Genomic DNA, 15,811 nt, shown 5'->3' with positions numbered 1-15,811 from the left:
GGATAACCTGTGGAAGAAACAACGGAGATGAGTCAAAAAGAGGTTAGGAAAAAGATCTATTCAATGATACTTCCTATAACCTTTGAAAGTGTACTTCAGATGATGGCGGGGTTTGTAGCGGCGGGCTTTATAGGAAGGCTAGATGCGGTTGCTATATCTGCACTAGGGATAAGCAATAGGATAACTAATATTATTTGGGCTCTTTTTAAAGGAATATCAACGGGAGGGTCTGTGTTTGTAGCTCAGTCCTATGGTGCTAGAGATCACAAGAAAATAAAACATGTAGCCATGCAAACCTTACTGTCATGCTTAATGCTAGTTATAATTTTAGCAGTGATTTTGTTTTTTAATGGAGATTTTTTTCTTGGGACTATATATAAAAACTCTAGTGAGACACTAAGAGCTAATGCCTATGAATACATTAAGATAGTTGCCTTTGGATTGCCATTTCAGGTAATTATGTTAGTGGTTGCAGCAGTACTTCAAGGAATGGGAAATGCTAAAACACCAATGAAGATTGCGTTTATTATGAATGGGACAAATGTAATAGTAAGTCCAATTTTTATTTTTGGATTTTTAGGAATACCAGCCTTAGGACTTAGGGGAGCTGCTGTGGGGCTTGTAATTGCTCAATTTGTTGGTGCAATGGTTGGACTGTATGTATTGTTCAATAAAGATGGAGTACTAGCAGGGTCCAAATCTAAGGAAAGTTTCGTGCTAGATAAACATCAAATTAAAGAAGTATATAAAGTAGGAATGCCTTCTGCTTTGGAATCTATATTTTGGCAAGTATCAGCTATAATTCTAACTACCTTAATTTTAAGGTACGGAGATATAGCCATGGCTTCATACCAGCAAGGGCTTCAAGCAGAATCAATTTCATTTATGCCAGCAGTGGGATTTGCTGTAGCAGCAACAGCCTTTACAGGGCAAACTATAGGAGCTAGAAATAAAAAGCTTGGAAAAAGGTATATGAGAGAAATTTTAATTGGATCTACCATATTAACTACGTTCTCGTCTGTTATATTGCTGTTTTTACCACACTTTGTAATGGGGCTCCTTACAGATAAACAACCAATAATAGAGCTTGGTTCTAAATACTTAATACTTATGGGCCTTGTACAGATACCACAAAACATATCGGCTTGCCTAAACGGTGCACTAAGGGGGGCTGGTTTTACAAAGGTTCCTATGTACTCTGCTGGGATTGGTATTTGGCTTGTGAGAATTCCATTAGCCTTCTACTTTACCTACGTTTTAAAGTTAAGTGTTATTGCAATTTGGTCAGCAATGTGCATAGATTTAGTAGTCAGATTTATGGTTAGTATCTTATTTTACAAAAGAAAAAATATTTATAAAGAAGAAGATACAGAAGTATCAGTTGGATAGATTAAGTTAATTAAATTATTATAAAAAACAAAAACAACCATTGAAAAATTGGTTGTTTTTGTTTTTTATGGAGAAAGAACTTCACCACTGAATTTACACACCAGCTTAGGTTGTTTTTAAGTTTTTATAGAAATAAGAAGTTAAAACAATTTTTTAAAGCAGTTTTTGCATAAAATAGTTTTTCCTTTGTTAGCACTAATGGAGCTTTCTTTGGATACAGTTTTATTGCATATTTCACAGGTAAGTTTTGACTTATCACTTACAGGTGATTTAAGGTCAGCCTTTTGATTTCTTCCTTCACTTTTCCTATTTGGGGGTGGACCATAATCAATTGGAGTTAATGGATTACTCAGTTTAACAATAGAGTAATTCATTTTATAGATACTTTCTGCAAAAAGCTCTAGCTCAAATCTAGGGTTTTCTTCATCATAAAATTCCTCAATAATTAACCTTCTAACTTGAGCATCATTTACTATAAGCCCGCTTTTTTCAACACCATCAAAAATACTTTTAGTAATATTATTGGTATCAGGATGTCTTTTTTTGCTTTTATAGTAAACCTTTAGCACAGCAATAAGAGCTTCACTAAGGACTAATCCAGGGTTTTGAATTCTACATTCATAGGCGATTTCTTCCTCATAAAGAGCATATCTATCATGATACTTTCCTGAATTGAAAGGGAGAATCGCTCTTCCGTTTATATTGAATAGTTTAAAGTTGGACTTTGAAATAGGAGATCCCTTCACAACAACTTTTGCATAATTAGTATTACTCATAATTACTCCTTAATTTATGAATTTAGTTAGAAATGCATATTTTCCCAAGGGAAACTTCGTTTAACTCACCTAAAAGAGTGCTGGTAGATTAAACTAACCGCTTTTCCAAAGTAAGTTACACCTTACGAAGATACTATATATTAAGTAACCTACAAAATTATTATACCACAGGGAACTTATGTTTGTAATAGGGATAGTTTTAAGTGATTCTCTTAATTAGAAATGTAAAATTAAGCATAAAGCTTATTATAAGTTTCAACATAAAAGTTATAGACAATATTAAGGATGTTTGATATATAATAAGTGTTAAAGTATAATAAACCTAGGAAAAGGAATTAATATAAAGCATATAATTTTATTTATATGAAATTGTGTTTGTAGATAAACTTTAATATGGAAGCTATATAATTTTAGCAATATAAGTGGGTGAATATAAATGGAAAAACAATTTAAAATACTTGCAATAGAATCTAGTTGTGATGAAACAGCCGCTTCTGTGGTGGTAAATGGAAGAGAAGTATTATCTAATATTATTTCCTCTCAAATTGATATACATAAAAAGTTTGGGGGAGTAGTGCCAGAGGTAGCTTCAAGAAAACATATTGAGGCTGTAAGTGCAGTAGTTCAAGAAGCTCTTGAGGTAGCTAATTTAACCTTCAAAGATATTGATGCAGTGGCAGTAACCTATGGGCCAGGGCTAGTAGGAGCTTTGCTAGTAGGATTACAATACGCAAAGGCCTTAGCATATTCTTTAAAGGTACCGCTAATTGGAGTTAATCACATAGAAGGACATATAAGCGCTAACTTTATTCAATATAAGGAATTAGAACCACCTTTTGTTACATTAGTGGTTTCAGGAGGTCACACTTTCATAGTTCATATGAAGGATTATGGTAATTTTGAGGTTATGGGACAGACAAGAGATGACGCTGCAGGAGAAGCCTATGACAAGGTGGCCAGAGCTATAGGACTTGGGTATCCAGGAGGACCAAAAATTGATAAGCTTTCTAAAGAGGGAAATGAAAATGCAGTTAAATTCCCGAGAGCTAATTTTCATGAAGAAAGTCTAGATTTTTCCTTTAGTGGAGTTAAATCAGCAGTACTTAATCATCTAAATAAGCTAGAAATGAAGGGTGAGGAATATAATAAAGCAGATATTGCTGCATCATTTCAAAAGTCTGTAGTAGATGTGCTTGTAGACAATGCAATAAAAGCTTGCAAAATAAAAGGTGTTGATAAGATTGCAATAGCTGGCGGAGTTGCTGCCAATTCTTATTTGAGGAATGCTATGACAAAAAGAGGAGATAGTGAAGGTATAAAGGTATTATTTCCAGAACTAGTCTTATGTACAGATAATGCTGCTATGATTGGAAGTGCAGCATACTTTGAGTATTTAAGGGGAAGAGTAGCTGATTTAACCCTAAATGCGTCACCTAATTTAAAACTAGGTCAGCGATAAAATAAATAATTATTAGTGAAACAGAGAATAAATTAAGTTTTATTCTCTGTTTTTGCTATAAAGCTCAAAAAGCATTCTATAAAGTAATAAAGGATTAGGACATCTAAATAAGGCCTTGCACAAAGCCTTTAAGTTGAAACTTAAGTGTAAATAAGAAAGAAATTAAATTATATACCGTTTATTTTTCATATTAAGTCCTTGAATTTAACTTTCCTAGTTTACAAAACTAAAGTTTAAAGCTTATTCTAAAGCTTTAAATATAAGGATAGGTTATTTAGTGAAATAAGTCGAAGTAAGGAAGAAAATAATACGAAAAGTATAGAAGGTAATCCCTAATTTTTAAAGAATATTTATAATTAAACTTTAAAATTATATATAATAGCAAAAAGTATTGTTTTAAAATTCTGAATATGTTAACTTTTTATTATAAGTAAAAAAACCATATTTTGGGGAGTTATTAAATTATATGTGGCATATAATTAGTAAAGCAAAGCTACTAGAGGATTTTCAAATTAAGAAGGAAATTAAAACACTAACATTATGAATGTTTTTAGCTGTTTTAATTTCTCAAAAACAAGGTGTTAGTGATGCTTAGTTATTTTCAAATGTGGCATAGTTAAAGAAAAAGGGGGATATGACAATGGCCGATAAGTACATGGAACTTTTAGAATCCATAAGGGGTATAGCAGGTAAACCTGTAGAAGAAGATAAAAAAGAATTAATTTATCTTAAAGCTTTAGCAGGGCTTATAGTTAAGGCTTGTGAAATGGAAGAGAAAGTTAAGGGAGATTATTTTACTTCTAATACTTTTGAGGTTTTATTAGAAGAAAATAATAATCTTTATAAAGAAATAATGGGAGAAAACTATAACAGGAGCTATGGGAATCCAGCTTACGCAGTCAGCGTATTTGGAGAGGAATTAGGTAGAGTATTTACCTACTTATACAATAGGTTCTGTTCTATGATAAAACTTGCCTTCAACCATGAAGTTGAAAGGATTGAAAAGCTAAATAGTTTATATATGGACATATATAATTCTATTGAAAGCAACGGAGCAAAGACTGAAAATCTACTTAGACTTGTAAAGAACTTCGAAAAGGACATGTTAGAAGTAGAAGCAAAAGCTAGAATTGAAGATGTAGCAGTAAAAATAGAAGGCTATGTTAGTGAAATAATCCAAAAGGAAGACTTGAGAGATATTAGGTACTTATTTAAATATGGTAGATATATTGGAGAAAATGAGATAAAAACAGCAGAGTTCTTAGCTAACTATGGAAAGATAGAAGAAATATCTAAAACTGTAGTTAATGCTTATATAAATGGTTTTACCCGTGATAATAAGGATTATAGAAAAAAATCTACAGTTAGAGTTATTTTTAATGTGGGACAAGAACTAATTGTTAAAAGCCTTATGAAGGATTTTGAAACCTTTGGATTAAAATGCATTTTAAATACTGTAGATTCTACTGACCCAAATAAACAGTTCACTTATGATCACAGGTTTGATGGAGCTCTTTTCTTAGATGAAGAGTATACAAAAGCAAAGGAAGAAGCATATAGCAAAGCCTTAGAAACATATAAGGAACAACTTTCTAAATACTCAGGACCAGCTTTCTTTGATAGGTTTGGGGAGACTCCTTTCGCACCAGAGAGTAAGAAGGAATGTTTGAAACTCAGTGAAACTCAGGCAAGATTATTCCAAAGTCATCAAGGCCGAATTAGAAGAATGATGGATAAGTACATGCCAGATACAGAAACAAGTTTTACCATAATTGCCTTCCCTACTCCAGAAATTGGAGAGAGATATGAAAAAATATTTGAAGATACCTTAGAAATAAATATGCTTGATTCAAGTAAATGGGAAAGAATTCAGCAAAATATTATTGATATTTTAGATAAGGGTGAATATGTACAAGTTAAAGGTAAGGGAACAAATAAAACAGACATAAAAGTTAAAATGCATGAGCTCAAAAATCCTAACAAAGAAACTAACTTTGAAAATTGTGTAGCTGATGTAAATATCCCTGTAGGGGAGGTATTCACATCACCAGTACTTAAGGGAACTAATGGAATACTTCATGTAGAAGAAGTGTATTTGAACGATTTAAAATTCTTAAATTTAGAACTTTTATTTGAAGATGGTTACATTAAAGAATATAATTGCACAAATTTTGAGGGTGCAGAAGAAAATAAAAAATATATAGAAGAGAATTTATTATTCCCGAACAAAACATTACCACTTGGTGAGTTTGCTATTGGTACAAACACTTTAGCTTATGTTATTGCACAAAAGCATGATATAGTAAATATTTTACCAATCCTTATAGTAGAAAAAATGGGACCACACTTTGCAATTGGAGATACTTGTTTCTCCTTCGCAGAGGATGTTCAGGTTTATAACCAACTTGATGGCAAAGAAATCATTGCTAGAGATAATGAAAAATCTATCCTAAGGAAAACTAATATTGAAGAAGCATATACTCAATGTCATACAGATATAACACTTCCTTATGATGGTTTAGAATTTATATCAGTTATTACCAAAGAAGGAGAAGTATATAATATCATTGAAAATGGAAGGTTTGTTGTTAAAGGAACTGAAGAGTTAAACAAACCCTTTGAGATGAATTTATAATTTGGGGAGGATGAAAATATGATAAACAATGTGAGTATTGAAAATGCAATGGTAGTAAAGCTAGACGATGTGCTGCCAAAAATGCCTGAGTTTGCTACTGGGATTAGAAGAGCTCCAGACAGGGGATTTACGCTAACTAAGGCACAGGCAGAGTTGGCTCTTAAAAATGCACTTCGTTATATTCCAGAAAAATACCATGAAGAACTTGCTCCAGAATTTATGGAGGAGTTAGTTACTAGAGGAAGAATCTATGGATACAGATTCAGACCAGAAGGAAGACTTTATGGTAAGCCAATTGATGAGTATAAGGGAAAATGCCTAGAGGGAAAGGCTTTTCAGGTAATGATTGATAACAATTTAGACTTTGAAGTAGCATTATATCCTTATGAGCTTGTTACTTATGGGGAAACAGGACAGGTATGTCAAAACTGGATGCAGTATAGACTTATAATGAAATACTTAGAAAATATCACAGATGAGCAAACTTTAGTTTTAGAAAGTGGGCATCCACTAGGACTATTTAGAAGCTCTAAAACCGCACCAAGAGTTATTAATACTAATGGTCTTATGATTGGAATGTTTGACAATCCAGAAGATTTTCATCTTGCTACTCAATTGGGAGTTGCAAACTATGGACAAATGACTGCAGGTGGATGGATGTATATCGGACCACAGGGAATTGTTCATGGAACTTTTAATACATTACTTAATGCAGGAAGATCAAAGCTTGGAGTAGCTGATGATGGAGATTTAAGAGGGAAAATATTTGTTACTTCTGGTCTTGGTGGTATGAGTGGTGCTCAACCAAAGGCAATTGAAATAGCAAATGGAGTAGGAATTGTAGCAGAGGTTGATTACTCAAGAATAAAAACTAGGTTGGATCAAGGTTGGGTTTCTATGGCATCTGACAATCTAGAGGAAATTTTTAAAGTAGTTTCAGAAAAGGTAGAGAAGGAAGAAACAATTTCTATAGCTTATCATGGTAATGTAGTAGATTTGTTACAATACATTGTAGATAACAATATTAAAATAGATCTTTTATCTGACCAAACTTCTTGCCATGCTCCATATGATGGAGGCTATGCTCCAGTAGGAATTTCTTTTGAAGAAAGAACAAGGCTTTTAAAAGAAGATAGAAATACTTTTAAACAGCTCATAGACAAGACTTTATTAAAGCATTTTGAACTTATAAAGATTCTAGTAAGTAGAGGAGTGTATTTCTTCGATTATGGCAATGCCTTCATGAAGGCAGTTTATGATGCAGGTGGAAAAGAGATTTCTAAAAATGGTGTAGATGAGAAGGATGGTTTTATATATCCTTCCTATGTTGAAGATATTATGGGACCAATGTTATTTGATTATGGATATGGTCCATTTAGATGGGTTTGTCTAAGTAGAAAACATGAAGACTTGGTAAAAACTGATAAGGCGGCTATGGACTGCATTAATCCAAACAGAAGAGGCCAAGATAGAGACAATTATATTTGGATTAAAGATGCAGAAAAGAATAAATTAGTAGTTGGAACAGAAGCTAGAATATTATATCAAGATGCACAGGGACGTATAGATATTGCCCTTAGATTCAATGAAATGGTGAGAAATGGAGAAGTAGGACCAATAATGCTTGGACGTGATCACCATGATGTTAGCGGTACAGATTCACCTTTTAGAGAAACTTCTAACATAAAAGATGGAAGCAATATGATGGCAGAAATGGCTGTGCAATGTTTTGCGGGCAATGCAGCTAGAGGTATGAGTTTGATTGCTCTTCATAATGGGGGAGGAGTTGGTACTTCTAAGTCTATAAATGGTGGTTTTGGACTTGTTCTTGATGGTAGTGAAAGAATAGATAATATAATTAAGTCTTCTATGGCATGGGATGTTATGGGAGGAGTAGCAAGAAGAGCTTGGGCAAGAAACCCACACTCTATAGAAACTAGTATGGAATATAATGAAAGAAATAAGAACACAGACCACATAACCCTTCCTTATATTACAGATAACAACTTAATATCTAAGGTAGTAGAAAAAGCCTTGAATAAATAAATTTAAACTTAGCTTCTAAAAGCCTTAAGAATTAAAGCTATAGTTTAATATAATTGAGAGGCTCCGGTTAGCTCCTTAAAGTTTTTCAGGAGAGATGACTTTCAGTTTATTTTAAAATTATATATAAACATTAAAGAGTGTACTTAAGGGATTTTAGGTGCACTCTTTAATTTATTTGTAGGAATTTATAACGCTTAAAATTAATTTGAGAGTTTCTGACCTTTTAAAGTGACTTCTGTAAAAAATTGTTTTTATTTTAACTAAATATTATTATCCTACGTATCATATATTGAAGAGAAAGATTAATAGGAGTATAATAATGGACGGTATAAATGTTTTGGAAGTAATGGGAGTGAAGGTGAGTATCTGTGACGTTCAAAAGGAGTAGGGCGTTTGGTGTTTTATTGAGAAGTGTAATAATGATAAGTTTCATTGTTGCTTTATTTTTGTTTACTGCTTGCACTAAGGAAAAGGTTGTAAAAGAGGAAAGTAAGGAAGAAAATCAGGTGATTGTAAAGGAAAATTATATAAAAGCGGTGTTTGAAAGACATAACAATATTTACTTTTATGATGAAAAAAATGGACAGCTTCAACCTATTGGTGAAAGTACAAAGTTTAAGGAGTTAACAACCTTAAGTCCTGATAAAAGAAATGTTGCCTTTAAATATTTTTATGAAGAAAATAATAATTCTGCAGAAGTCATTATTTATAATTTAGAGAGTAAAAGTTATAAAAATATTCCTATAAAAGATGAAGAAATGCAGAATATAGTGGAGTTTAAGTGGATTAATGAGCAGCAAATTTTAGTAGTAGCTTCAATAAACCCCTCTGTATTAAAATATGAAATTTATGACATAAACTCTATGGAAAAATTAAGTTCAGTAAAGGGTCTTCTTATGGAGGTAACTAAAGAACAAATGTATCTTTATTCCAAGGGAGATAAACAACGAAACAATAATAGCTTGTATCTGGGTGATAAGTTAATCTATAAACTTGAAAACTCTGAAGAAGAAGTTCATTTTGCTACTATAACTGAGGATAAAAAGAAGGTAGCATTTAGAACTATTTCTTATGGGAGGAATAATGGGGAAATAAAAGAATTCTTATACCTAGCAGAGTTAGATATGGATAACTTGCCCTTAAAAAAAGTTGAAAAGATAGAGATATCTTCAAATGTATTAGGTAGCCTTCAATTTGACAAAGAAAATAACTTGTATGTGAAAGGGGAAGAGTATGTCTATAAACTAGAAAACTCAACTTTTGTAGTATACAATGAAGTGAAAAAAGAGGATTTACAGCCAACAGAAGAACAATTGTTAAAATTTAAGAAGGTATTAAAAAGCACCTTTACTAATGAATTTGTTCAGGAGTACTTAGAATTAGAGGAAATAGAAATATTTAATATTTATTGGTTATAGAGTCACCAAAGTATGGTGACTTTTTTTATTTTATAGGAAATTCAACTTTTCTTCACTGAAAATAGTAGAATCAAAGCATTGTAATTAGCAGGCTTTAATACATATATAGAAAATTACAAATGATTGATGCTTTTTTTAAAATGGCGTGTAAATGCACGCTTTTGTTCTGGGTAAAATTGCATATAAAGTAAGTAGAATTTTATTGACATAGGGTATAAGCTCAAATATAATTATCCATGGATTAATAAAAAATTAATATTTTTATATACTCAAATTAATAGAATTTAAGAGTAGTTTGTTAATAGGAAAGGGGTAGGGTAATGGACAAGAAAATGTTAACACCTGCTGAAATAACTGATTATGTTGAAGAAGTAGGTATAAAAAAGGCAAATAACAAAACAATGCAAACTTTATTATTAGCTATTTTAGCTGGAGCTTTTATTGCTATGGGAGCATACGGTTCATCTATGGCCTCTCATAGTGTTACCAATGTTGGACTTCAAAAAACTGTAGCAGGACTAGTATTCCCAGTTGGTTTATTATTTGTTTTAATTTGTGGAGCAGAGCTTTTCACTGGAAATGCCTTATTAAGTATTGCATTAGCAGAGAAAAAAATCACTGTAGGTCAAGTAATCAAAAACTGGACTTTAGTTTTTGTTGGTAACTTTATTGGTTCAATAATCATTGCTGTTTTAATTTTTAATGCAGGACTATTATCTACAGGAACTTTAGGAGGTTATGCTATTAAAGTAGCAGCTACAAAAGCAAGTCTTTCTTTCGGACAAGCTCTTTCAAGTGGAATACTTTGTAATATAATAGTTTGTTTCAGTGTTTGGGGAAGTTATGCAGCAAAAGATGTATCAGGCAAAGTATTAATGGGATTTATTCCAATATTTGTTTTCGTTATTTCTGGCTATGAGCACGTAGTTGCAAATATGTACTATTTTACAATTGGTTTATTAGCAAAGACAAATGAAGCCTTTGTAGAGTTATCCCATGTTACACCAGAGAAACTATCCCACTTAACAGTTGGAGGTATATTCAATAACATAATTCCAGTAACTATTGGAAATATAATAGGTGGAGCAGTATTTGTTGGATTAACCTATTGGGCAATATATAAATATATCCCATCTAAAAAAGAAGTAAAATCACAAGGAAAAATGTCAGCATAAAGTTTTTCAGTGAATATTAAAAAGCAGTGAGGAGTAATCTTCACTGCTTTAATTATATAAAGCCAAAATCTAGACCCAAGTTGTGGATGGACCTAGTTGATTTTCTTAAGAGATTCCAAGATGAATAAAATAATAATCCAGCTTAGAAGTCTACATAATTTGAGCCTTATTTTTTAGTAGTATTACTAAAAGAAATATTTCTTCCTAAGTTAAAGGCATCTTTATTTATAGGTAAAAGTTTTGAAGAGAAGGTTTTACTTAAAACTTCATGCCAAGTTTCTAATGAGAATGGTAAGAAGTTAGATAAAGCTCCTAAAAGAACTGTGTTTTCTACTTTTAAGTTACCAAGTTCTTTTCCAATACCCACTCCATCTACTTCTAATAATTTTAAAGGCTTATCTTTTAACTTACTCTCAATATCTTCAGGATACTCTTCTTTTTCAATTAGCACTCTGTTTGGGTAAATAGTGTTGTTATTTAAAATAACTATTCCATCCTTCTTGAGGTTGTGAACCCATCTTAAACCTTCTAATTTTTCAAGAGCAAGCAAAATATCGACTTCTCCCTGTGGGATTAAGGCAGAGTGTACTTTCTCACCAAACCTTATAGAACCAAACACTAGGCCACCTCTTTGGGAAAGCCCGATTACATCACTGGTTTTAATATCATAACCCTCCAAGAAAGCAACTTCTGAAAGAATATTAGTGGTAACAACTAGACCCTGACCACCAACACCGCATATTAATATATTTGTGCATTCCATATAATCATCCCTCCCTATTCTGATTTACTACATTTTATAGCCCCAACTGGACAAACTTGAGAACATACGGAGCAACCTACACACATATTGCTATCTATATAAGAATTTTTCTTATCTTTTCCATCATATAGCTTCATTGAAATAGGAGGACAGTTTGTTCTTATGCAGCTTCTGCAACTAATGCAGATACTTTCATCTACATAGTAATGAGGATTTTTAACCTTGAAGTTAAGAGCACAAGGTCTAGTAGTTATAATTACTGAAAGACCATTTCTCTTCATGGCACTATTTATAGCTTCTTTGGTTTCCTTATATTTAAACTGATCTACTATAGTAATATCAGCAATGCCAAGAGATTTTAAAACTTCAGCAATATTCACAGAGTAAAGTTCTTCTTCTTTAAAATAGTCTCCTGTTGTAGGGGTTATTTGTCCACCAGTCATGGCTGTAGTCCTATTATCCATTACAATTACAGTAATGTTTTTATCTGTTTGAGCAAGTTGTAAAAAGCCTGTAATACCTGAATGGAAGAAGGTACCGTCGCCGATGGTTGCAACTAAAGGTTTGTTCTTACCTATCCTACTTTCTGCTTCTGCAAGGCCTAAAACCATTCCTAAAGAAGCTCCCATACTTATGTTAGTTTTATGAACCTCAAAAGGTTCTAAAATTCCTAAAGAGTAACAACCAATATCCCCTATAACAGTAGCCTTATTCATTTTTAGTATATGGAAAATAGGTCTATGGGGGCATCCGGAGCAAAGCATTGGAGTTCTTGGCGGAACCTTTTCTGCCTCTACACTTTGAACTTCATTTTTAATTATATTGGCTTTAGCAAGTCCATCTTTAATAAGTTCTAGAGTAAGTTCACCAGTAAATGGGAACAATTCCTTCCCCATAACCTTAAGTCCTTCTACTTTTAATTCGTTTTCAATAAAGGGTAGCATTTCCTCTAACACTATGACTTTTTCATATTTAGGATATAAATTTTTTATGAGATTCATAGGAAGTGGGTAAATCATTCCAAGTTTTAATACATCAACATTTAAATTAAGTTCTTTTAAATTCTCATAACACATTCCACTAGTGATTACTAGGATATTGCTATTATTAGTATCGAGTTTATTCAAGGTATAGGTGTCATTATAGTTTCCTAACTTCTCCATTCGATCCTTCATAAAGTGCTGCGCTGCATTAGCATATGGAGGCAACATACAAAATCTACTTTGATCTTCTTTGAAGCCATCATAAGAAAATTCAACTCTATCCTTTAATTCCACAACACCTCTACAATGACATAATCTGCTGGTTAGTCTTATCATTACAGGAGTATTAAAAGACTCACTAATTTTTATTCCTTCTACAATAAAGTCTTTAGCTTCTTGAGGATTGCAGGGATCAAACACTGGAATGTTTGCAAATTTACCATAGAATCTGCTGTCTTGTTCATTTTGAGAGCTAGTAAGACCAGGATCATCCCCAACAACTAATAGAAGTGGTCCTTTTGTCTTAACTTGTGTAAAGGTCATAAAGGGGTCAGCTGCTATGTTTATTCCTACATGTTTCATAGATACCATGGAAGGTGCGCCGGCAATGCTTCCCCCCATAGCTATTTCCATAGCAACCTTTTCATTTGTTCCCCACTTACTAAAAATTTCTTCATACTGTTTTAAACTATCTAGGATTTGAACTGTAGGGGAACCGGGATAACTTGAGGCAACTATTCCACCACCCTCAAAAAATCCTCTTGCAACAGCTTCGTTTCCGGTTAGTATTTTTTTAGTACTCAATAATCTGTCCTCCATTTCATCACAATATATAATTCAATAATTTATATGATAAGAAATCAAAATTTAGTATACAATAAATTTTATCACTTAATAACAGTTATTACTACTAGTGTCGAAAAATTTAATATATTTACAAAATATCTGTTACCAATAAAAAACAACCCAAAAATACAGAGGAGTTTACCTAATAAAATTTGTATAATGAAATAATATTTAGTATTACTTATGAGAACCTTAGGTGTTTATGTAATATTCTGTGGTATAATATGTTGTACAAAAAATGTTTATTAGTTGGATTAAAAGTGGAGGTCAACAATGTGAGAAGCTTAGAAGATCTTATTATAGACTTACCAGCTAATTCCTCAACTTTGGTAGAGCACAGAATTAAACTGAGTACTGTAACTTTAATAGTAGTAAAGGATGACTTTAGGGTATTAAAAACTCAGATAATAAATCCTCGTGTTGCAATCAGAGGTGCTTTTCTTAAGAGTAAAGATGTTTTAGCTCAATATATAGTAGTAAACCTTAGGGAAAAGGGATTTAATAATTATTATAAGTTTTGGTTTGACTATAATGATGAAAAATGTTTAAAGCTATTGTTAAATTTAATAAAACAAAAGTATATTTATATCATACTTTGTGATAATAATAATAACTTAGTTAAAGAGATTACATTAAATAATACTATGAAATACTTTTTTAAGCAGTATATAGAAAGATGTCTTAAGTCTGAGTGTAACTGGAATAAAAAACAATATGAACAGATGCTACAAGTATTAAATAATAAATTTATTGATGATTATTATTTGTGGAGAGAGTTAGGAGAAGATATTATAAATAACTAAAATAAATTATTAGTGCAGGCACTGTTTAATTAAAGTAATTTATTTGGGTGCATATAAATATAATATACTAATGCATATTAACAAATGCTTATAAGTTTCCTAGGTACTAGTGCTAGCTCAATATAAAATGAGAAAAACTAGAGAATCATTTTAGCGGATGGTGATAAACAAGTGATAATTGGAAGTTGTAAGGTCTATTTAAATGTTCCTTTTTCTCATTCACTTAAGGAAAAAAGAATGGTTGTGAAAAGTATAATACAAAAGGTGAAAAATAAGTTCAACGTATCCATAGCAGAAGTTGAAGATCAAGATATTCATCAGAGCATCATAATTGGATTTGTAGTAGTAACTACAACTACTGCTCATGCTAATTCTATGGTCCAAAGTGTAATCAATTTCATTGATGAAGTTTCAGAAGCAGATCTGATGGATACATATATAGAAATTCTTTAAACAATGAAGTGTCGATTAAGCATAGCAATTTTTTAAATTTTTTAAAAATTTCTTAATATAAACATAATTTAGAGAAAAAATGTGTTGATTTTTTTAAAATGGAATATTATAATGATAATTGAAGATAAAGTTATTGGTATAAAATTAAATAGGTCATAAATAGAGGTGCATATAAAGTTGGTAATTCATAGATGTTAAGGAGAAAAACCTCCAAAGCTTTGAATGAAGTATTTATATGCCGAAAGAGTATATATGTTTATATATATATTGCTTGGGGATAGAAGGCAATCTTCTATAACTGCCATAATTAAATTATGGAGAGCTATTTATGTGATGAAAAATTCATTGCATTAATAGTAGCCTCCAAGGTGTTAATGTCTATTAGTGGTGCTGAATTTTTCAGCACCATTTTTTATTTTGCCAAAAATACATATGAATTTTAAAAATACGAAAGATAATGAGAGAAGTACCTATGAAAATATGATCTGAGCTTTAGGAATAATTAATTTCATGGTTCAAGGATTACGGATTAGTACTTTAACACTTTAAGGTGTGAATCTAATGGTAGGGGTTAAGTATTGTAACATCTTTCATCATTTTATTAAAATGATGGTTACATAAAATAATAATAATTAAGATAGAGGTTAAGGAGGAAAAGGGATGAAATCATTAATTAGATTAAGAATGAGTTCTCACGATGCTCACTATGGTGGAAACTTAGTAGATGGAGCAAGAATGTTACAATTATTTGGGGATGTGGCTACAGAGTTACTAATCCTAAATGATGGAGATGAAGGTTTATTTAAAGCTTATGACAGTGTTGAGTTTTTAGCACCAGTTTATGCTGGAGATTACATTGAAGCAGTTGGAGAAATTGTACAAGTTGGAAACACTTCAAGAAAAATGGTTTTTGAAGCTAGAAAAGTAATAGTTCCAAGACCAGATATAAATGATTCAGCTTGTGATGTTTTAGAAGAGCCTATAGTTGTATGTAGAGCAAGCGGAACATGCGTAGTTCCAAAAGATAAGAAAAGAAAGTAAATTGCAGGAATTCCTGCATAGGTA

Annotated in this window: 12 protein-coding genes and 1 riboswitch; of the genes, 9 read left to right on the top strand and 3 right to left on the bottom strand. The window is 31.9% G+C overall.

What is annotated here, in order from left to right:
• The first annotated feature begins 9 nt into the window (after positions 1-9).
• The gene (locus tag C661_RS0100990) at positions 10-1,389 is read left to right on the top strand and encodes an MATE family efflux transporter (protein WP_017413430.1); all 1,380 of its coding nucleotides are present in this window, start codon (positions 10-12) and stop codon (positions 1,387-1,389) included.
• 140 nt (positions 1,390-1,529) lie between these two features.
• On the opposite strand, the gene C661_RS0100985 is transcribed toward C661_RS0100990, so the two are convergent.
• A complete protein-coding gene (locus C661_RS0100985) occupies positions 1,530-2,165 on the bottom strand; it encodes a RusA family crossover junction endodeoxyribonuclease (protein ID WP_017413429.1) in 636 nt (211 codons plus the stop codon).
• A gap of 436 nt (positions 2,166-2,601) precedes the next feature.
• On the opposite strand from C661_RS0100985, the gene tsaD reads away from it, so the two are divergent.
• From tsaD to C661_RS0100960, 5 genes are all read left to right on the top strand, one after another.
• Entirely contained in the window at positions 2,602-3,624 is a 1,023-nt protein-coding gene (gene tsaD, locus C661_RS0100980; protein ID WP_017413428.1) for a tRNA (adenosine(37)-N6)-threonylcarbamoyltransferase complex transferase subunit TsaD, read from the top strand.
• 640 nt (positions 3,625-4,264) lie between these two features.
• Complete coding sequence (locus tag C661_RS0100975; protein WP_017413427.1) at positions 4,265-6,259, top strand: aminopeptidase; 1,995 nt, start codon at positions 4,265-4,267, stop codon at positions 6,257-6,259.
• A gap of 18 nt (positions 6,260-6,277) precedes the next feature.
• A complete protein-coding gene (hutU, locus tag C661_RS0100970) occupies positions 6,278-8,305 on the top strand; it encodes a urocanate hydratase (protein WP_017413426.1) in 2,028 nt (675 codons plus the stop codon).
• 419 nt (positions 8,306-8,724) lie between these two features.
• On the top strand, positions 8,725-9,723 hold the full coding sequence (locus C661_RS0100965) for a hypothetical protein (RefSeq protein ID WP_017413425.1): 999 nt from the start codon (positions 8,725-8,727) through the stop codon (positions 9,721-9,723).
• Between the two features lie 320 nt (positions 9,724-10,043).
• A complete protein-coding gene (locus tag C661_RS0100960) occupies positions 10,044-10,898 on the top strand; it encodes a formate/nitrite transporter family protein (protein WP_017413424.1) in 855 nt (284 codons plus the stop codon).
• A 166-nt stretch (positions 10,899-11,064) separates the two neighbouring features.
• On the opposite strand, the gene C661_RS0100955 is transcribed toward C661_RS0100960, so the two are convergent.
• The gene (locus tag C661_RS0100955; RefSeq protein ID WP_017413423.1) at positions 11,065-11,661 is read right to left on the bottom strand and encodes an indolepyruvate oxidoreductase subunit beta; all 597 of its coding nucleotides are present in this window, start codon (positions 11,659-11,661) and stop codon (positions 11,065-11,067) included.
• A 14-nt stretch (positions 11,662-11,675) separates the two neighbouring features.
• Positions 11,676-13,448, bottom strand: a complete 1,773-nt coding sequence (locus C661_RS0100950; RefSeq protein WP_017413422.1) for a thiamine pyrophosphate-dependent enzyme — start codon at positions 13,446-13,448, stop codon at positions 11,676-11,678.
• A 317-nt stretch (positions 13,449-13,765) separates the two neighbouring features.
• Here C661_RS0100950 and C661_RS0100945 point away from each other — a divergent pair, with 317 nt between their 5' ends.
• From C661_RS0100945 to kal, 3 genes are all read left to right on the top strand, one after another.
• Positions 13,766-14,293: a hypothetical protein gene (locus C661_RS0100945; RefSeq protein ID WP_017413421.1), complete on the top strand. Its 528-nt coding sequence runs from the start codon at positions 13,766-13,768 to the stop codon at positions 14,291-14,293.
• 171 nt (positions 14,294-14,464) lie between these two features.
• Positions 14,465-14,746, top strand: a complete 282-nt coding sequence (locus tag C661_RS0100940; protein WP_017413420.1) for a DUF503 domain-containing protein — start codon at positions 14,465-14,467, stop codon at positions 14,744-14,746.
• A gap of 152 nt (positions 14,747-14,898) precedes the next feature.
• A riboswitch (Lysine riboswitch) is annotated at positions 14,899-15,079 on the top strand.
• Between the two features lie 327 nt (positions 15,080-15,406).
• On the top strand, positions 15,407-15,787 hold the full coding sequence (gene kal / locus C661_RS0100935; RefSeq protein ID WP_017413419.1) for a 3-aminobutyryl-CoA ammonia lyase: 381 nt from the start codon (positions 15,407-15,409) through the stop codon (positions 15,785-15,787).
• The last annotated feature ends 24 nt before the right edge of the window (positions 15,788-15,811 follow it).

Source organism: Clostridium tunisiense TJ (genome assembly GCF_000300195.1).
Classification (GTDB): domain Bacteria; phylum Bacillota; class Clostridia; order Clostridiales; family Clostridiaceae; genus Clostridium_J; species Clostridium_J tunisiense.
Note: the sequence above shows the minus strand (reverse complement) of the source record. Positions and strands in the feature narration are given on the sequence as shown.